This window comes from Kaistella sp. SH40-3 (genome assembly GCF_030686865.1).
In the GTDB taxonomy this organism is placed as follows: Bacteria; Bacteroidota; Bacteroidia; order Flavobacteriales; family Weeksellaceae; genus Kaistella.
The window spans coordinates 15,420-34,117 of the sequence record NZ_JAQYUS010000005.1; the positions used below are offsets into that span (position 1 = coordinate 15,420).

15 protein-coding genes and 1 pseudogene are annotated in these 18,698 nt (G+C 35.0%); 11 read left to right on the plus strand and 5 right to left on the minus strand.

All coding sequences use genetic code 11. From position 1 onward, the window contains the following. Nucleotides 1-2 precede the first annotated feature (2 nt). The 3 genes from PUH65_RS09265 to PUH65_RS09275 all read left to right on the plus strand — a co-directional run bounded on the left by PUH65_RS09265 (nucleotide 3) and on the right by PUH65_RS09275 (nucleotide 3,511). Entirely contained in the window at nucleotides 3-485 is a 483-nt protein-coding gene (locus PUH65_RS09265) for a DUF305 domain-containing protein (protein WP_143852139.1), read from the plus strand. Nucleotides 486-561: 76 nt separating this feature from the next. Beyond that, nucleotides 562-2,979 carry a multicopper oxidase domain-containing protein gene (locus PUH65_RS09270; RefSeq protein ID WP_370692035.1) on the plus strand — a complete coding sequence of 806 codons (2,418 nt, stop codon included), beginning with the start codon at nucleotides 562-564 and terminating at the stop codon, nucleotides 2,977-2,979. Nucleotides 2,980-3,262: 283 nt separating this feature from the next. Continuing rightward, nucleotides 3,263-3,511: a (2Fe-2S) ferredoxin domain-containing protein gene (locus tag PUH65_RS09275; RefSeq protein WP_147757017.1), complete on the plus strand. Its 249-nt coding sequence runs from the start codon at nucleotides 3,263-3,265 to the stop codon at nucleotides 3,509-3,511. Between the two features lie 233 nt (nucleotides 3,512-3,744). Here the strand turns inward: PUH65_RS09275 and arsB are convergent, their stop codons facing one another. The 5 genes and pseudogenes from arsB to PUH65_RS09300 all read right to left on the minus strand — a co-directional run. Next, nucleotides 3,745-4,791 (minus strand): ACR3 family arsenite efflux transporter, encoded by a 1,047-nt coding sequence (gene arsB / locus PUH65_RS09280; RefSeq protein WP_305519730.1) that lies wholly within the window; start codon nucleotides 4,789-4,791, stop codon nucleotides 3,745-3,747. A 3-nt stretch (nucleotides 4,792-4,794) separates the two neighbouring features. Then, nucleotides 4,795-5,427, minus strand: a complete 633-nt coding sequence (locus tag PUH65_RS09285; RefSeq protein ID WP_305519731.1) for a protein-tyrosine-phosphatase — start codon at nucleotides 5,425-5,427, stop codon at nucleotides 4,795-4,797. 14 nt (nucleotides 5,428-5,441) lie between these two features. Continuing rightward, complete coding sequence (locus tag PUH65_RS09290; RefSeq protein WP_305519732.1) at nucleotides 5,442-5,909, minus strand: DUF6428 family protein; 468 nt, start codon at nucleotides 5,907-5,909, stop codon at nucleotides 5,442-5,444. 48 nt (nucleotides 5,910-5,957) lie between these two features. After that, nucleotides 5,958-6,290: a helix-turn-helix transcriptional regulator gene (locus PUH65_RS09295; protein WP_305519733.1), complete on the minus strand. Its 333-nt coding sequence runs from the start codon at nucleotides 6,288-6,290 to the stop codon at nucleotides 5,958-5,960. Between the two features lie 94 nt (nucleotides 6,291-6,384). Beyond that, nucleotides 6,385-6,756 (minus strand): annotated as a pseudogene (locus tag PUH65_RS09300) (phosphatidylserine decarboxylase); the annotation flags it as partial. A 777-nt stretch (nucleotides 6,757-7,533) separates the two neighbouring features. On the opposite strand from PUH65_RS09300, the gene PUH65_RS09305 reads away from it, so the two are divergent. From PUH65_RS09305 to PUH65_RS09340, 8 genes are all read left to right on the plus strand, one after another. Then, nucleotides 7,534-11,931 (plus strand): CusA/CzcA family heavy metal efflux RND transporter, encoded by a 4,398-nt coding sequence (locus PUH65_RS09305; RefSeq protein WP_305519734.1) that lies wholly within the window; start codon nucleotides 7,534-7,536, stop codon nucleotides 11,929-11,931. Nucleotides 11,932-11,954: 23 nt separating this feature from the next. Next, nucleotides 11,955-13,151 (plus strand): efflux RND transporter periplasmic adaptor subunit, encoded by a 1,197-nt coding sequence (locus tag PUH65_RS09310; RefSeq protein WP_305519735.1) that lies wholly within the window; start codon nucleotides 11,955-11,957, stop codon nucleotides 13,149-13,151. 87 nt (nucleotides 13,152-13,238) lie between these two features. Continuing rightward, the gene (locus PUH65_RS09315; protein WP_076387896.1) at nucleotides 13,239-13,961 is read left to right on the plus strand and encodes a ZIP family metal transporter; all 723 of its coding nucleotides are present in this window, start codon (nucleotides 13,239-13,241) and stop codon (nucleotides 13,959-13,961) included. A gap of 142 nt (nucleotides 13,962-14,103) precedes the next feature. Then, nucleotides 14,104-16,062, plus strand: coding sequence for a heavy metal translocating P-type ATPase (locus PUH65_RS09320; protein WP_305519736.1), 1,959 nt, complete (start codon nucleotides 14,104-14,106; stop codon nucleotides 16,060-16,062). Between the two features lie 88 nt (nucleotides 16,063-16,150). Continuing rightward, nucleotides 16,151-16,525: a metalloregulator ArsR/SmtB family transcription factor gene (locus PUH65_RS09325; protein WP_076387892.1), complete on the plus strand. Its 375-nt coding sequence runs from the start codon at nucleotides 16,151-16,153 to the stop codon at nucleotides 16,523-16,525. After that, nucleotides 16,522-17,121, plus strand: a complete 600-nt coding sequence (merTP, locus tag PUH65_RS09330; RefSeq protein WP_076387890.1) for a mercuric transport protein MerTP — start codon at nucleotides 16,522-16,524, stop codon at nucleotides 17,119-17,121. The genes PUH65_RS09325 and merTP overlap by 4 nt, the downstream gene beginning before the upstream one ends. Before the next feature lies 1 nt (nucleotide 17,122). After that, the gene (locus tag PUH65_RS09335) at nucleotides 17,123-17,329 is read left to right on the plus strand and encodes a GDCCVxC domain-containing (seleno)protein (protein WP_076387888.1); all 207 of its coding nucleotides are present in this window, start codon (nucleotides 17,123-17,125) and stop codon (nucleotides 17,327-17,329) included. 662 nt (nucleotides 17,330-17,991) lie between these two features. Next, nucleotides 17,992-18,618, plus strand: coding sequence for a trans-aconitate 2-methyltransferase (locus PUH65_RS09340; RefSeq protein WP_076387886.1), 627 nt, complete (start codon nucleotides 17,992-17,994; stop codon nucleotides 18,616-18,618). The last annotated feature ends 80 nt before the right edge of the window (nucleotides 18,619-18,698 follow it).

Consider the following 18,698-nt stretch of genomic DNA (forward strand, 5'->3'; position numbering starts at 1 on the left):
TTATGGAAAATTCAATGGACCACTCAAAAAGTAACGTGTACACCAAATTTGTTTTAATGCTTGCGGCTTCATTTGTAGCGATGTACATTACCATGTATCTCAATACCTACGAACTGGATCATGTTTATTTCAGCATGACCAGATTTTATATGGTATGTCTTGGAATCTCTGCTATGGCTTTGATCATGTTCTTTTTTATGCGAAAAATGTATCAAAATAAGCAGAAAAACCTTGGAATAATAGTGGGAAGTGTAGGTTTGTTTTTCGCTGCACTCGGTTTGGTTCGTGAGCAAAGTCCTATCGTAGGTGATGTTCTTTGGATGAAAGGAATGATTCCTCACCATTCGATTGCTATATTAACAAGTGAGCGAGCCGATATCAAAGATCCTGAAGTAAAAAAATTAGCCGAAAGCATCATTTCTGCGCAAAGAAAAGAAATTGAAGAAATGAAAACAATGATAAAAAGATTAGAGAATGAAAAATAAAATACCCAACTTTTTAAAATTATGCACGCTGCTCTTCCTTGTCGTGTCGGTTCAGGGATTTTCGCAGGACCATAACATGCACATGCAGAAAAAAGAGACTACAAAAGAAGATGGCAAAATTTCTTTTGGCGGAAAAACAGTTCGGTATGATCTGTATGTAAAAGACACGCTCGTAAATTTCACCGGAAAACCAGCCAGGGCAATTGCCATCAATGGCAAATTAATGGCGCCAACTTTATATTTTACAGAAGGTGATACGGCCGAAATTTACCTTCACAATCAATTGAAGGAAAATACAGGTCTTCACTGGCACGGCGTAATTCTTCCCAATGAAATGGATGGTGTTCCGTACTTGACTACGAAAGAAGTGAAACCTGGTGAAACGCATCTTTACAAATTCCGTATTTCTCAAAATGGTACTTATTGGTATCATTCACATGAGGGAACTCAGGAACAGATCGGGATGAATGGTATTTTGGTTTTTAATAAAAGAGATACTCAGCCAAGTAAAAAGTTCGCGGCAGACATTCCGGTGATTTTGGGAGAGTGGACCGATGAAAACCCAAAACAAATTATGCGAAGATTGCACATGGATCGTGGAGATTACTGGGCCATCAAAAAAGGTACTGTTCAGAGTTATTCTGAAGCCATCGGAAAAGGACATTTCGGAACCAAATTGCTTAATGAGTGGAAAAGAATGGAAGCCATGGACGTGAGTGACGTTTATTACGATAATTTCCTCATTAATGGACAAATTTCGTCTAACTACAAAAACTTAAAAGCCGGTGATAAAGTACGGCTTCGAGTAGCAAATGGTGCATCTTCCTCTTATTTTTGGCTGAATTATGGGGGCGGGAAAATCACCGTTATTGGAACTGATGGCAATGAGGTAGAACCTGTGGATGTTGACCGTTTAATTGTAGGTGTTTCCGAATCTTATGATATAGAAGTTACTGTTCCGGAAAATAAAAGTTTTGAATTCCGTGCAACTTCGGAAGACCGGCAAGGTCATGCCTCACTTTATTTAGGAGACGGAGCAAAAGTGGATGCGCCTAATCTGCCAAAATTAATGCTGTTTGAAGGCATGAAGATGATGAACGACATGATGTTAATGAGCGGCGACATGAAGCCGATGAGCATGACGATGGGTAACCAGGTGATGGATATGAATGAAGTGATGTATCCGGAATTGTCAGAAAGCCAGCGCATGAAAACCATGCAGCACATGATGGAAATGATGGGAACGAAATCTGACATGAAAATGAAGGATGGAAAAATGGAAATGGATCACAGCAAAATGGACATGAAATCTGACATGAAAATGAATGATGGAAAAATGGAAATGGATCACAGCAAGATGGAAATGAAAATGAAGGATGAAAAAACGGAAATGGATCACAGCAAAATGGACATGAAATCTGACATGAAAATGGATGATGATAAAATGAACATGGATCACAGCAACCATGACATGGGATCTTCAGAAGAAAAAACCATCAAGCGTCTTAACTATAATATGTTAAAATCTCCCTTCAAAACTATTTTGCCCAATGATAATGTAAAGGATTTGAAGTTTACTTTGGAAGGTAACATGCGTAATTATCTCTGGACATTAGATAATAAAACCGTGGCTGAAAGTGATAAAATTTTGATTAAAAAGGGGGAAGTCGTAAGAATCACCATGTACAATAATTCCATGATGCGTCATCCGATGCACCTCCACGGTCATGATTTCCGCGTAATTAACGCTAAAGGGGAATATGCACCTTTAAAAAATGTAATTGACATTGCACCTATGGAAACTGTGACGATAGAATTTGCCGCGAATCAAGATGGAGACTGGTTTTTCCACTGTCATATTTTATATCACATGATGAGTGGAATGGGAAGAGTTTTCAGTTATGAAAATTCAGCACCAAACCCACAATTACCGAATAAAGAAGCATCATACAAACAGTTTCTAAACAAGAACCGAATGATTAATACTACTGCAATGTTGGATGTAGCGTCTAATAAATTTCATTTTGAAAACATGACGATGTTAGGAGCGAGATGGTTGAATGTGAATGAATTACACAGTAATTATGATTTTACACATTACGAAGGAAGTGTAAAAGTGGGTCGGTTTTTAGGAAAATACCAATGGGCGATGCCTTATGTCGGTTTTAGAAGTAACAAAAATCATGATATGGCAAAAACCTGGTTCGGGCAAAATGTAATGCCGCAGAATCAAAATGTAGCCATTGCCGGAGTTCGCTACCTTCTTCCATTCTTGGTGATGGCCGATGCAAACATAGACCATAATGGAAAAGTACGTTTGGAATTAGGCCGAGAAGGAATTCCAATTTCACCCAGAATTCGTGGAAATTTTGCCGTTAATTCAGACAAAGAATTTGATTTTGGCTTAAAATATATCCTTCAAAAATGGGTTTCAGTTTCCACAAATTACGACAGTGAATATGGATTTGGAGCGGGTTTAACCTTCATGTATTAGATAAAAAATATCCAATAAAATTTTTAAATCCGTCTCCTTTTTAAAGTGGGACGGATTTTATTTTTAATGTTTTTGTATTACTTAAACAATTATAAAAATATAAAGCCTTGCGGTGAAGTAAAAATTGGGTGCAAAATTGTTATTAAGACGCTATGAAAACTTTTGAGGGCATTAATTATATTATAATATGAACTTAAAAAAAATTGCAAACAAAGCGCTTATACATTACAACCGACAAATTAATCTAAATGACTAAAAATCAATTACAATAAACAATAACACTATGGAAGATTCTAACAACAGCAAGCCCATTATTTATTGGTGTAATGGCGTAAATTGTAGGAAGAAAAAGGGGAAACTTTTAGATTTCTATGTAAAGAAATATAATCTGAAAAATATAATCGAAATTGAAAAAATGGATTGTAATAATAGATGCCAACAAGCTCCCGTTCTTCATCTTCATCCCGAAGATATATGGTTTTCGGAGAAAGATTTGGGAACAATCATCAAAAGGAATATTTTAAATAAATAAAATTTTCTCGTCTTTTTTTCCAAGAGACTTAATGTATCGTAAGAAGATTTTAGTTCCTGAAGGTGATGCTGAACAATTGTCGTCTGTGAATGGTAATACTTTGATATTGTGGACTCCAGTTGTATAATTAATTCATTCATTATAGATTGGCCTTTAATAGCGGTTTATTCTTTTTCTGAAATAGAAAATTTATCTACTAATGATTTTGATACAATTCTCTAAACCCTGCAGACCTAAATATTATTTTTTGTGAAATATTTTTGCCGCAACCAGAATGAAACCCGAACCAATAAAATTAATGCAGGAACTTCAACTAAAGGACCAATTACGCCTGCAAACGCTTGTCCGGAATTTAATCCGAAAACTGCAATCGCTACAGCAATCGCTAACTCAAAATTATTCCCTGCTGCTGTAAATGCTACCGCTGTCGTTTTATCATATTCTGCTCCTGAGGCTTTGGTAAAGAAAAATCCAATGATAAACATTAAGGTAAAATATATTAATAATGGAATTGCAATAATCACAACGTCCATTGGTATTTCCACAATCAATTCTCCTTTTAGCGAGAACATTACTACAATGGTAAATAAAAGCGAAATTAAAGTTATTGGCGAAATTGTCGGAATGAATTTGTTGGTGTACCAATCTTCTCCTTTAAATTTTACCAATATTAGTCTACTTAAAATTCCCATTACAAACGGAATACCTAAATAAATGGCGACACTTTCTGCAATAGTTCCGATTGAAATATCCACAATTGCACCATCAAAACCGAAATATGGCGGTAGAACTGTTATAAAAATCCAGGCATAAAAACTATAGGCAAAAACTTGAAAAATACTATTTAAAGCGACTAAACCTGCTCCATATTCACTACTTCCCTCCGCAAGGTCGTTCCAAACTAGGACCATTGCTATGCAACGAGCCAGACCAATTAAAATAAGACCAACCATATATTCGGGATGATCTCGCAAAAATGTAATTGCTAAAACAAACATTAAAACGGGACCAATTATCCAATTAAGAATGAGCGAAATAGAAAGGATTTTTGTGTTTCTGAAAACCTTTGGCAATAATGAATAATTGACTTTTGCCAATGGTGGATACATCATCAAAATCAAACCGATTGCAATCGGAATATTTGTAGTTCCGCTACTAAATGAATTGATGATGTTTGGAAATGTTGGAATAAAATATCCAAGTCCAACTCCTATTGCCATTGCGACAAATATCCAAAGCGTTAGATTTCTATTTAGAAAACTTAATTTTTTTGAAGCCATTTTTTATGAATTTATTTGAGAGAAAACGTAAAACATTTCAGTTGCTATTTGCAGACTTCTTTCACTGTACTTTTCTGCTTGTTGTGGCGTATCGTCAAATGCTTTTGGGTCTTGAAAAGTGATAGGAATTCGTTTTTCTGCGCCAAACACAATTGGGCAGGCTTCATTTGCAGAATCACAAGTAAGAACTGCACAAAAACCAGATTTTGGGTTAAAATCATCATTCAACTTCTTTGAAAATCCAATTATTGGATGCTCGTTATCTGCATATTTAATGGAATAAACAGGATTATCATTTTTAGAAATTGTGTTTATCTGAAAACCTGAATTTTGCAAAGTTTCTGCAACCATTGGAAAAAGTGCGGTTGCTTCTGTTCCGCCTGAATAACAAAATACATTTTTAATATTGAAGTAAAATGCCATTGTTTGCGCCCAAACTTGTGATAAATGGCTTCTTCGTGAATTGTGAGTGCAGATAAAGTTGATACGAATTTCTTGATTTTTTGAAACCTCTGCCTGAATAAAATCAGTTAGCGATTGTAAAATTGCTTTACGTTCGCTTGAAATTGTTTGAGGATTTAATTCTTTGATTAAATTTTCTATTTCTAAAAATAGAATTCGCTTTGTTGTCATCATTTTTTTGATTTTTTTTAGCAACAACCGCTTCCGGGTTCACAAGAAGTTGCAGTTTGAATTTCAGATAAAATGTTTTTAGCTTTTTCAGCGGGAATGCCACATTGGTCTTTAGCCAAACAATCAGTTTGTTTATTTGTCAATAAGAAATGTTGCCCGTCAAAATCAAGTCCGAATTTTCCAATCGTATCTGCTTGATATTCTACTTCGATTTCTAAATCTGCTATTTTCAAAACTTTTTCCGAAAGTTCAATGATCTTCAACAACTTTTCTGGATGCAATCTGTGGTCGTAATCATTTGCATTCCATAGTTGGAAGTTTACGACTTCTTCTTTTCTTTCAGTTCCACCACAATCCATAAAATGTTTTATGATTTTACCGACTTCTGTAACGTGAAAGTGATTTGGTACTAATTCTCCGTTTGGTAATTGAAAACCTATACGTTCGAGTTCTTTTAATACTGATTTTACTTGTGATAATTTCATAACTTTATTTGTTTATTGCGATTATACGATTAATTCGTTCAAATTTTTTTAACAGCAATCTTGGTTTTCGATTAAGTCTTGGTTTAGAAATTCAGTGATTACAGTTTTCATTGCTAACCAATTTTCATTATTAATACAGTAGCAAACACTTGTTCCTTCCACGGTTCCTTTGATCAAACCTAAAATTTTTAGTTCTTTTAAATGTTGCGAAATTGTTGGTTGGGCCAATCCAATTTCGTTTACCAGATCTCCGCAAATGCAAGAATTAATTTTAAACAAATGTTGTAAAATCGCTACTCTTGCAGGATGTCCGAATACTTTCGCAAATAATGCAATTTTATTTTGCTCTTCCGTAAATTTTTCTGTTTTTGAACTTCCCATTATGTTTTGTTTATTGCAATATTACGATTAATATCAATAGTCTGAAAACTAAAATTAGAGGTATATTTTTTATACTTCAAATAAATGTAGTTTTTTAAAATTTTTCTCCAATACTTTCACCGATTTTTATGGTCGTTTCAAGACCTTTCGAGGTATTAACTAATAAATCATGATCAATTTTAATTTTGTTTTTCTCAAATAACAGGACAACTGTCGAACCTCCAAATTTAAAATAACCTTTTTCTTCCCCTTTTTTTACATTCGTACCTTGATAAGTTTGAATCATACTTCCAACCATTGTTGCCCCAACTTCGATCATGACAACATTGCCGAAAACCGGATTTTTTATAACGCAGTACTCGCGCTTATTCAGCCAGAAGATTTCTGCTTTTTCACGCAGAGCCAAAGGACTTACCGAGTAGTAATTACCGTCAATTTTAATATTTGAACTTGCCGTGATTCCACTTACCGGAAAATGTGTTGGTCAGAATCCGAATGCGATTTCTCACTATCATAATGATTTTTCACAAAACCTAAAAATGAAAGAGAGTGTTCTGTCTTATTCGTACTATGCTTTACAAAATGCTGTATCAAGTTTGGAAATTTCAACATTTCACCCAATTCTGTATTGGCACACACAAAAATAAGTAGAAATGATATCGAAATTATTTTCTTCAAGATTGTAAAAGAACAGATTTAATTATAGAAGATGAAATAATATCAGGTAATTTTTTAGAATTTATTGAAAGATTTACTCTTTTTCGGATTGTCGAAAAATCAAGAATAATATAATTTCCGGTAGCAATTTTTTATTTAACTTTGCAAAGGTGAAGATTTTCAATTATATATTAACAATTTATTTAGCCGTGCTATTTTGTATGCCTTGTTCGGATAATGAACAAAGCACTTTTGAGGTGGTTACTACTAAAATTGAAAAAGTACAGAACGAACATTCACAAAAACATAAAGACGATTTTTGTTCGTCTTTTTGTATGTGCAGTTGCTGTGGTAGGAATGTTGTAGTATATCAACAAATTCCTGCAAACTTTATTGGTCATTTTTCAAACGAATTCTATTCATCAGAATTTTTTCATATTCCAAACCCATACTCCAACTATTTCGGCAGTATTTGGCAACCGCCTCAATTAGGTTAGTATTATTAAATAAAATTTACGGTTTTGCTTTTCTGCGAACGCGTACTTTTTATTATCTAAATTTTACTTTAATCTAATTTTCTTTATCAATGCTAAATAAAATCATTGAATTCTCCATCAATAATAAATTGGTGATCGGAATTTTCACTATTGCGCTCATTATTTGGGGCGTCATGTCCCTTCGAACCCTTCCTATAGATGCCGTACCAGATATTACAAATAATCAGGTACAGGTAATAACATTAAGTCCATCACTGGCAACACAGGAAATAGAACAGTTTATTTCTTATCCTATAGAACAGACAATGTCTACTATTCCTGAAATTCAGGAAGTGCGATCTATTTCCCGCTTTGGTTTATCTGTTGTAACCATTATTTTTCATGATGACATAGATATTTACTGGGCACGCCAGCAAGTCTCTGAACGGCTTCCTGAAGCAAAAAGTTCCATTCCTGCAGGACTTGGTAATCCTGAAATGGCACCGGTTTCTACTGGTTTAGGTGAAATTTACCAATATACGGTTCATGCTAAACCCGGCTTTGAGGATAAATACGATGCTACAAAACTGCGAACCATACAAGACTGGATTATTCGAAAACAATTATTGGGTACGCCTGGAATTGCGGAAGTAAATAGTTTCGGAGGTTTTTTGAAACAGTATGAAATTGCACTAAATATTAATCAATTACGGAGTTACAATTTATCTATTTCGGATGTTTTCACAGCATTGGAAAAAAATAATCAGAATACCGGTGGTTCATATATTGATAAAAAACCCAATGCCTATTTTATCAGAAGCCAGGGCTTGATCACAAGTCTTGGAGATATTGAAAGGATTGTAGTTAAAAATTCGGAGAGTGGTCTGCCTATTACCATCAGAGATGTTGCAAAAGTTCAGTTTGGGACTGCTACCCGATACGGTGCACTTACCAGAAATGACAAAGAAGCGGTCGGCGGAATTGTAATGCTATTAAAAGATAATAATGCTTCTGAAGTAGTTGGACGAGTAAAAGATAAAATAGACCAAATACGGAAAACTTTACCTGACGGAGTAGAGATAGAACCCTTTCTGGACAGAAGTGAATTTGTAGACAGAGCCATGAGTACTGTGCAAAAAAACTTAATAGAAGGGGCGTTAATTGTAATATTGGTTTTAGTTCTTTTTCTCGGGAATATTCGTTCAGGCTTAATTGTGGCTTCGGTTATACCTTTAGCAATGCTATTTGCCGTAGCATTGATGAAAGTTTTTGGCGTATCTGGAAACTTGATGAGTCTTGGGGCGATCGATTTTGGACTTATTGTGGATGGTGCTGTAATTATCGTGGAAGCAACCATGCACCACATGAGGAAGTTGAAAACAGGAAAAATTTCGCAGGCAGAAATGGATATTCAGGTTTCCGGTTCTGCAAAAAAAATGATGAACTCCGCTGCGTTTGGTCAACTTATTATTTTAATTGTCTATTTACCAATATTGGCTTTGGTAGGAATTGAAGGCAAAATGTTTCGCCCGATGGCACAAACGGTTTCTTTTGCAATATTTGGAGCATTAATTCTTTCGCTTACTTATGTACCGATGATCAGTTCACTTCTATTGAGTAAAAATATTAGTCATAAAAAGAACTTTTCTGATAAAATGATGGAAAAATTTCAGCGCGTTTATGATCCGTTGATTAATGGTGCACTGCGATTTAAAAAAACTGTCTTGATTGTTGCAATTGCGCTTCTCGGATTGTCAGCAGTTATCTTCAGTTCTCTTGGAGGTGAATTTCTACCAACGCTGGAGGAAGGAGATTTTGCTGTAGAAACAAGATTATTGGTAGGAAGTTCGCTGGAGCAGACCGTTGAAAAAATAGAGCAGGCATCAAGTTTATTAATGAAAACTTATCCGGAAGTGAAGGAAGTTGTGGGCAAGATTGGAGCATCCGAGATTCCTACAGATCCAATGCCGATAGAAGCCACAGATATAACGATATTATTAAAACCTAAAAAAGACTGGACGAGTGCAGATACCCGGGAAGAATTAGCGGAGAAAATGCAGAAAACTTTAGAACAGGTTCCGGGAGTTACGTTCGGTTTTTCGCAACCTATACAATTACGGACCAACGAATTAATTTCTGGTGTACGACAGGATGTAGGTATCAAAATTTTTGGCGATGATTTAGAAACGCTTTCAGATTTAGCGAAGAAAATAGGTGGATTAATTCCCTCAATAGATGGTGCAGAAGATTTATATATAGAACAGGTGAGTGGTCTACCGCAAATTTCAATCAAATTGAACCGGGATAATATCGCGCGATATGGGTTAAATGTTGAAGAAATAAATAACGCTATTAACACTGCATTTGCTGGTGGTGTTGCCGGAACGGTATTCGAAGGAGAAAAACGTTTTGATCTGGTAGTTCGGTTAGAACAAGGAGAACGCCAAAGTATTGAAGATGTAAAAAGGCTCTTTGTTACTGCCAGTAATGGAAACCAGGTTCCGTTGGAGCAGGTTGCAGAAGTAAGTTATCAATTGGCACCTAACCAAATACAGCGTGAAGATGCCAAAAGAAGAATTATTGTTGGCTTTAATGTTCGGGGTAGAGATATTGCCTCTGTAGTAAAAGACGTTCAGGCAAAAATTGACGAAAAAGTAAAAATGCCGACAGGCTATTTTATAACTTATGGTGGCCAATTTAAAAATTTGGAAGAAGCCAACAAAAGACTGTCTATAGCCGTGCCGATTGCATTGGGATTAATTCTTTTGCTGCTATATTTTGCGTTTGGTTCCTTAAAATACTCACTACTAATTTTCACCGCAATCCCGATGTCTGCCATAGGTGGAATATTTGCCCTTTGGTTAAGAGGTTTACCTTTTAGTATTTCGGCTGGTGTAGGCTTTATTGCTCTGTTCGGTGTGGCTGTTTTAAATGGAATCGTATTAATAACAGAGTTTAATCAACTTAAAAAACAAGGAATGAAAGATATTAAGCAAAGAATTCTCGCAGGTACTGCTATAAGATTAAGACCGGTTTTAATGACTGCTACCGTTGCATCATTAGGATTTTTACCTATGGCATTGGCAACCGGAGCAGGAGGAGAAGTACAAAAACCATTAGCAACAGTTGTTATAGGTGGTTTGTTCACCGCAACATTTCTTACACTTGTACTTTTGCCGGTACTTTACTCTTATGTGGAGAATATAAAACCTTCCCGACGTAAGTTGAAAAAGACAAAAATTGCAGGATCAGCAACGATTATTATTTTGTTTTTACTTTCAGGTTTTAATAATGGAGTTAAAGGTCAGATTACGACAAATCCATCTTCCTCTGTAGGGACCATAGATTTGAATTCGGCAATTTCTGCTTCCCTGAATTCCAATCCAAACACAAGGGTTGCAAAATTAGGAGAGGAATACCAGTCTGCATTAAAAGGTTCTGTGAGAGATTACGGAAAAACAAATATCAATCTCACTTTTGGACAATATAATAGTCTTATTGCTTATGATAACAATATTACCATAAGCCAAAATATTCCGAATCCGGTTTATTTGAAAAGACTGACAGAACTTGCAGATGCCAATATAAACGCATCCAAAATGCAGGCAGGAATTTATAAAAATCAGATAACCTATCAGGTAAAAAGTATTTATTATAGTTTACTCTACAGAAAAGAGCAAAGAACATTAAATGAGGAATTAATCGCCCTTTATGAAAAAATACTTCGTGCCGCAGATATAAGATTTCAGACAGGTGAAACAAATATTTTAGAAAAATACAATGCCAATACCAGATTGCAGGAAGCGATTTCTCAAAAATTGCAGACGGAAGAATATATAAAAATTCATCTGGAGCAATTGAAAAGGTATACCGGAAATCAAACCATCGAAGATATTATGGAAACAACGCTTATCGAAAAGTTTTTAGATGTATCACCACAGAGCGCAATTTTTAATAATAATCCAGACTTGCTTGCTTTGAAAAGCCAGATAGAAGTCGCTAAAGAAGAAATCAGAGTTGAAAAAAGCAGGTTACTTCCCGATTTTAGCGTCGGTTATTTTAACCAATCGTTGGTAGGTAATTTCGAGAAAAATGGAGTTTCGAAGTTTTACGGAGTAGGAAAAAGATTTCAGGGTGTAGAATTGGGAATTAGCATACCCATTTTTGCAAAAGCGCAAAAAGCAAAAATCAAAGCCGCAGAAATTAACCAGCAAATACAGGAAGCAAAAGTAGATGCATTTTCTTTCAGTCTTTCTCAACGGGGTTCTACACTGCTTTCGGACCTAAAACGGTTGCAAATCCAGATCAATTTTTATAGGGAAACAGCATTGCCACAGGCAAAGTTGCTTATTACAAAATCACAGCGTGCCTTTGAGGTTGGAGAAATGGATTATTACCAGGTTAGTCAATCCATAAACAACGCCGTGGAAGTCCAAAAACAATACATCGAAAGTTTAAATCAATATAATCAAACAGCCATCGAACTGGAATTAATTTCTGGTTTATAATAAATAATTAAAGTTCCAAAATCATGAGTAAATCAAAATATTTATATATCATCGTCTTAAGTTTTATGTTGTCAGCCTGTAATTCCGATAAAAAGGAAGAAACAGCAGTCACGGCAAATGTAGAAGTTCCGCACGATGCAAACAGCGTAGAATTTAGTGAAGCGCAGTACAAAAGTGTGGGAATGGAATTGGGAAATATAACCAATACTAATCTTTCCAATTATATCAAAGCCTCTGGAGCTATTGAAGTTCCACCGCAAAATCTGACCAGTATCACCTCTTCTTTTGGAGGTCATGTAAAATCCATGAACGTAATCGAAGGAAAATATATTGGAAAAGGAACCGTGGTGGCAACGATAGAAAATCCTGAATTTCTACAGATACAGCAGGATTACATGGAAAGCAATAGTCAGATGTCTTATTTAAGACAGGATCTTACACGCCAAAAAGAACTGGTAAAAGAAAATATTGCAGCCAGAAAATCTTTACAGCGGGCGCAAAGTGAGTATAATAGTATGTCTGCACGAGTTGCCGGATTACGGGCAAGACTTCAGGTTGCGAACATCAATCCTGCTTCTGTTGCAAGAGGTAACATATCTTCGCGCGCCAACATTTATGCACCACAAAGCGGATACGTAACAAAAGTATATACCAATATTGGAAAATATGTTGGAACTAATGAGGTTGTCGCAGATATTGCAAATACAGGTAATATGATGGTAAAAGTGCAGGTTTTTGAAAAAGATGTTGCAAAAATAAAAGTTGGTCAAATTATTCGATTTCAGGCTACTGGTGACGCCGAGGAAAAAACTGCTAAAGTTTATCTGATAGGGAAAGATATACACGGAGACAGAACTGTAGATGTTTTGGCAAGAATTCAGAATGTATCTCAAAATCTGTTGCCGGGAATGTTTGTAAATGCTATCATAGAACTTGGATCTGTGGAAACACCAGCATTGCCAGATGCGGCAATTGTAGGTTCCGGAGGTAAGAATTTTATTTTTATTTTAGAAAAAACTTTAGAAAAAACTAAAGATAAAGATGGGAAGGAAAAAGAAAAACAATATATCTTTAGGAAGGTAGAAGTGCAAACCGGTGTAAGCGAAAATGGTTTTACTGCGGTTACTTTGCCTGCAAAATTTAATGAATCCGATAAAGTAGTTTTAAAAGGGGCATATGACCTGCTTTCTAAAATGAATAATATGGAGGAAGAGGAGTAATCTTGGGATAATTTTAAAACCTTAAAACCTATTTACAAACCATTTGTTTCCATAAAAAGTTGCCAAAACTAGCATCAAAATATTTTTATGATTTCAATTTATTTATACGCCTTAATTCCAGTTGTTTCCATTTTATTGGGCGGGATTACCGGATTATTTAAAAAACCAAACGCGGGTTTTCGGAGTTCTGTGTTGCATTTTGCGGGCGGAGTGGTTTTTTCAGTTGTTGCAGTGGAACTTCTGCCGGATATTATTAAAAATCACAGGCCTATTGAAGTGGGAATTGGTTTCGGACTGGGCATCGCGACGATGTTGGCTGTAAAATATTTTTCAGAAAAATTTCAAAAAAACGCTGAAAAATCGGCAGTAAAAAATTCTTTGCCGATGGGACTTCTGGTGGCATTGGCCATCGATTTACTAATAGATGGCGTGCTTCTCGGCGTTGGTTTTGCGGCTGGAAGCACCGAAGGAATTCTGCTTTCCATCGCTTTGGCTCTCGAAATTTTTTCTCTGGGATTAGCAGTAGTTTTGGCTTGTATGGATTTAAATTTTTCAAAACAAAAAAGCCTGACTATTTTATTAGTTTTGGGTGCCTGCTTCTTTGTCGGAGCCGTTTTAGGAATTACATTATTAGCAGGATTATCACAGGAATGGCTGGAATTGGTGCTGTCTTTCGGTCTCGCTGCTTTATTATTTTTGGTAACTGAAGAATTATTGAAAGAAGCGCACGAAGAAAAAGAAACACTTTTGCAGACGAGTATGTTTTTTGTAGGATTTTTAATATTTCTACTGGTAGGAATGGTAGTTTAAATTAATTAAGATTAAAAAAATAAGCATAATCGTAAAGTTCAAAAAATGAATTTTAATTTAAAATTTTTAGGTTCAAAAATTAAACTTGATAAATTATTATAATAAGATACAAACGATATATTCAAAAATTAAAATATAAAAAATGGCAAAAAAGAAATTAAACTTAAGGGATATTGGAACGGAAAAACATGCCGGAGAGCATTCCCACGATGCTGGACATAATCACGATAATACGGACAAAACAACGTTACAAATGTTTTTGCCCGCCATTATATCATTCACATTATTAATAATTGCTATTGCTTTAGATAATTGGATTACCCAAAATTGGTTTAATGGATGGGTAAGGATTGCCTGGTATGTTGCAGCGTATATTCCCGTGGGATTACCAGTTTTAAGAGATGCGTTTGATAGTATAAGAAAAAGTGATTTCTTTTCAGAATTTTTTTTGATGAGTATCGCTACGATTGGTGCGTTCGCCATTGGAGAATTTCCTGAAGGTGTAGCAGTGATGCTTTTCTATGCTGTGGGTGAAGTTTTTCAAACACTTGCAGTACAGAGAGCAAAAACTAATATAAAAACACTATTAGACCAAAGACCAGATGAAGTTACCGTTTTAAAAGATAACCAAGCAACAACTGTGAAGGCAGAATCTGTAGAAATCGGAGATATTATCCAACTAAAATCTGGCGAAAAATTAGGTTTAGATGGAGAATTGATTTCAGAAAAAGGTTCATTTAATACAGCGGCGCTCACAGGAGAAAGCAAACCAGATTCTAAAACTAAAGGTGAAACTGTTTTAGCAGGAATGATAAATCTAAATACCGTAGTAGAAGTGAAAGTAACTACCGCATATAAGGATAGTAAACTTTCTAAAATATTAGAATTGGTACAAAATGCAACTTCACAGAAAGCACCCACAGAATTATTTATAAGAAAATTTGCAAAAATCTACACACCAATCGTCGTACTATTGGCTGTTCTCATTACCATAGTTCCAATGTTTTTCGTACAGGATTATACTTTCAGCAAATGGCTTTATAGAGCACTGGTTTTCTTGGTAATAAGTTGTCCTTGTGCATTGGTAATTAGTATTCCACTAGGATATTTCGGAGGAATTGGCGCTGCAAGTAAAAACGGTATTTTGTTTAAAGGCAGCAACTTTTTAGACGTTATTGCTACTATAAAGAATGTTGTGATAGATAAAACAGGCACAATGACGGAAGGTGTTTTCAAAGTTCAGGAAGTTATTATTCATCCAGATTTTGATGAAAAAACAATTTTGGCGATGGTCAACAAATTGGAAAGTCAAAGTACACATCCGGTAGCAACTGCGATTCATAATTTTGTTGGAGAATTGGATTCAAAAATAGCATTGGAGAATGTAGAAGAAATTTCAGGTCACGGTTTAAAAGCAAACGTAAACGGAAAAGAATTATTAGTCGGTAATTTCAAATTATTAGACAAATTTTCTATTAAATATGATTTAGACCCAAGTTCAATTGTTTATACTACCATCGCAATTGCGTATGATAATAAATTTGCCGGCTATTTGACCATCGCAGATTCGATAAAAGAAGATGCGCAAGAGGCGGTTACTAAACTGCATAATCTTAATGTGAAAGTAACGATGTTAAGCGGTGACAAAACCAACGTCGTAGAACTTGTTGCAAAAGAATTAGGGATTGATACGGCTTTCGGAGATCTACTGCCCGAAGATAAGGTAGAAAAATTGAAAGCAATTAAAAGCAAAGGCGAGAGTGTAGCATTTGTGGGCGATGGCGTAAATGACGCTCCGGTCGTCGCACTTTCAGACGTAGGAATTGCAATGGGTGGATTGGGAAGCGATGCTACTATTGAAACCGCGGACGTTGTAATTCAGGATGATAAGCCGAGTAAAATTGCAATGGCCATAAATATTGGAAAGCAGACAAAAAAAATCGTTTGGCAAAATATCATTCTGGCATTTGCCGTGAAAGCCGTTGTTTTAGTTTTAGGAGCAGGAGGTTTGGCAACAATGTGGGAAGCGGTTTTCGCGGATGTTGGTGTGGCATTATTGGCAATTTTAAACGCTGTAAGGATACAACGGATGAAATTTTAACGAATGCATCGAGTAAAAAATTGACCACTTTATTATAAATCCTTATTTTAGCATTTGCTTAAATAAACAAATTGACTATCTTTGTGCGATGGACAATAATTCTTGCATACGACAACAGGCAGACATTAAGCAAATTAACCGTTGCAAAAGCCGAGTCTCTGAGCTTAACGATTCGTTTGATTACTTATCCAACGGACTTGAATTAGCGGGAAACAATGTAAGACTGAGAATTCTCTTTCTGCTTTATGAAGAAAAACGACTTTGTGTTTGCGACATCAGCGACATTCTTGGTATGAAAATTTCGGCAATTTCTCAACACTTGCGAAAACTTAAAGACCGAAAACTAATTGAAACCGAAAGAGAAGCACAAACCATTTTTTACTCTTTGACAAAAGAATATGAAAAAATGCTAAAACCGTTTTTTAAAATACTTGACGAAAACAAAATTTTAGAAACAATATGAAAACCGACAACAAACTAATCGGAACAGGAATTTTCACAGCTATTGCAGCTTCACTTTGTTGCATTACACCAATCTTGGCTCTTATTGCAGGGACAAGCGGACTTGCTTCAACCTTTTCTTGGCTCGAACCTTTCAGACCATATTTTATCGGCTTGACAATTTTAGTGCTTGGTTTTGCTTGGTATCAAAAATTGAAACCTAAAAAGCAAATTGACTGCAACTGCGACACGGAAGAAAAACCAAAAAGCATTCAGTCAAAAATGTTTTTAGGAATTGTTACGGTATTTGCAATTGTTATGCTTGCCTTTCCATATTATTCAAGCATTTTCTACCCAAAGACAGAAAAACAAATCATAGTAGTTGATAAATCCAATGTCCAAAAAGCAGAGTTTACAATTAGCGGAATGACTTGTACGAGTTGCGAAGCAAATGTAAATCACGAAGTGAATAAATTGACAGGGATAATAAATTCAACTACTTCTTACGACAACGGAAAAACAGTTGTAGCGTTTGATAATTCCAAAACCAACATTGCTGAAATTGAAAAAGCAATTAATTCAACAGGATATTCTGTAACCAACAAAAAAGAAAATTAAAATGGAAGTTATATTACAATCAACAATCACTTGCCCGAACTGCGGACACAAGAAAGAAGAAATAATGCCGACAGACGCTTGCCAATATTTTTACGAATGTGAGAATTGTAAACAAGTTCTTAAACCAAAACAAGGCGACTGCTGTGTATATTGCAGTTACGGAACAGTTGCTTGTCCGCCAATTCAACAAGACAACAAATGTTGCTAACGAAAAGAATGCAAATGGTCTAGAAACCATCGACAGTTGATATAATATCAATTTTTTAAAAATCACTCCAATGTTTCTTATTCTCGAAATAGACATTATTCGTAGTTTTTCACCAAACTAAGTTTGTATTAAAAAAAATAGATAATTAATCATTGACGTAAGCTGTAGAGCAATATATAATTAAATGTTATGAAAGAAATAGAAATCATTTTGGTTCAAAGAGGCATAAAAACCAATAGCAATGACATTATTGGTAGCAGAAAAATTATTAGAATAAAAGTATGCGATCAGTCATAAAGATTTATCAAAACAATTCGAAAAAGCAGATAATGTTACTTTATTTAGAACACTTAAAACATTTTTAGATCATAAACTAATACATACCATTGATGGAGGTGCATTTGGATAAAGATAACTATCATTCTAATCCTATCTAAATACTGTTATGATTAATCTATTCGAATCAGCATAAAATTAAATGATTTATTATAACGTAAATAATTTTAAAATGAACAACCACCTAAACTGTTGGAAATGTGTAGTAATGCTATCCTGTCTATTAAGTTGGCTACGGGTTTTTCGGCATACATTTAACAATAAAAAAATGAACAGGGTTATGGATGGAAAAACATTTATGACCCTTTCTGTTATTAATTAAAAAAATGAATCAGAATAAACAACACTGGGAAAAAGTATTTTCAACCAAAAACCCAAATGAAGTGAGCTGGACACAAGAATATCCCAAAACTTCAATAGATTATTTAGAAAATTTGAATTTGCCTAAAACTACCATTATTATTGATATTGGCGGTGGCGATAGTAATTTCGTTGATGCACTTTTAGAAAAAGGATATGAGAATATTTGGGTATTGGATATTTCTGCTACTGCATTAGAAAAAGCTAAAAAACGATTAGGGGATAAAGCAAAATTGGTACATTGGATTGTTTCGGATATTACAGCATTTAAAACCGATATACAATTTGACTTTTGGCACGATAGAGCCGTTTTTCATTTCGTAACAGATGATGAAAGTATTCAAAAATATGCACATTTAGTAAGTCAATCTATCAAAGAAAACGGTCATTTTTTATTAGGCACATTTTCAGAAAATGGACCTCTAAAATGCAGCGGATTAAATATAAAACAATACGATGAAATTACGATGAAAGCTACATTTAGCAAAAATTTTGAAGCCGTAAAATGCTTTACAGAAAATCATACAACACCTTTTAACACGACACAGAATTTTCAATTTTGCGGATTTAAAAAAAATAATAGTAATAGATGATATTTTATTTAAAACCCTTACCCATTTTTATACTTGCAGGATTTTGTGAAATTGGCGGTGGTTATTTGGTTTTGGTTAAA

What these genes read in the sequence shown, in the direction of transcription:
- PUH65_RS09295 (WP_305519733.1), bottom strand. Translation starts at nt 6,290, where the DNA reads ATGGGAAGTTCAAAAACAGAAAAATTTACGGAAGAGCAAAATAAAATT.
- PUH65_RS09335 (WP_076387888.1), top strand. Translation starts at nt 17,123, where the DNA reads ATGGAAGTTATATTACAATCAACAATCACTTGCCCGAACTGCGGACAC.
- PUH65_RS09305 (WP_305519734.1), top strand. Translation starts at nt 7,534, where the DNA reads ATGCTAAATAAAATCATTGAATTCTCCATCAATAATAAATTGGTGATC.
- PUH65_RS09315 (WP_076387896.1), top strand. Translation starts at nt 13,239, where the DNA reads ATGATTTCAATTTATTTATACGCCTTAATTCCAGTTGTTTCCATTTTA.
- PUH65_RS09310 (WP_305519735.1), top strand. Translation starts at nt 11,955, where the DNA reads ATGAGTAAATCAAAATATTTATATATCATCGTCTTAAGTTTTATGTTG.
- arsB (WP_305519730.1), bottom strand. Translation starts at nt 4,791, where the DNA reads ATGGCTTCAAAAAAATTAAGTTTTCTAAATAGAAATCTAACGCTTTGG.
- PUH65_RS09275 (WP_147757017.1), top strand. Translation starts at nt 3,263, where the DNA reads ATGGAAGATTCTAACAACAGCAAGCCCATTATTTATTGGTGTAATGGC.
- PUH65_RS09290 (WP_305519732.1), bottom strand. Translation starts at nt 5,909, where the DNA reads ATGAAATTATCACAAGTAAAATCAGTATTAAAAGAACTCGAACGTATA.
- PUH65_RS09270 (WP_370692035.1), top strand. Translation starts at nt 562, where the DNA reads ATGCACATGCAGAAAAAAGAGACTACAAAAGAAGATGGCAAAATTTCT.
- PUH65_RS09285 (WP_305519731.1), bottom strand. Translation starts at nt 5,427, where the DNA reads ATGATGACAACAAAGCGAATTCTATTTTTAGAAATAGAAAATTTAATC.
- PUH65_RS09325 (WP_076387892.1), top strand. Translation starts at nt 16,151, where the DNA reads ATGGACAATAATTCTTGCATACGACAACAGGCAGACATTAAGCAAATT.
- PUH65_RS09265 (WP_143852139.1), top strand. Translation starts at nt 3, where the DNA reads ATGGAAAATTCAATGGACCACTCAAAAAGTAACGTGTACACCAAATTT.
- PUH65_RS09320 (WP_305519736.1), top strand. Translation starts at nt 14,104, where the DNA reads ATGGCAAAAAAGAAATTAAACTTAAGGGATATTGGAACGGAAAAACAT.
- PUH65_RS09340 (WP_076387886.1), top strand. Translation starts at nt 17,992, where the DNA reads ATGAATCAGAATAAACAACACTGGGAAAAAGTATTTTCAACCAAAAAC.
- merTP (WP_076387890.1), top strand. Translation starts at nt 16,522, where the DNA reads ATGAAAACCGACAACAAACTAATCGGAACAGGAATTTTCACAGCTATT.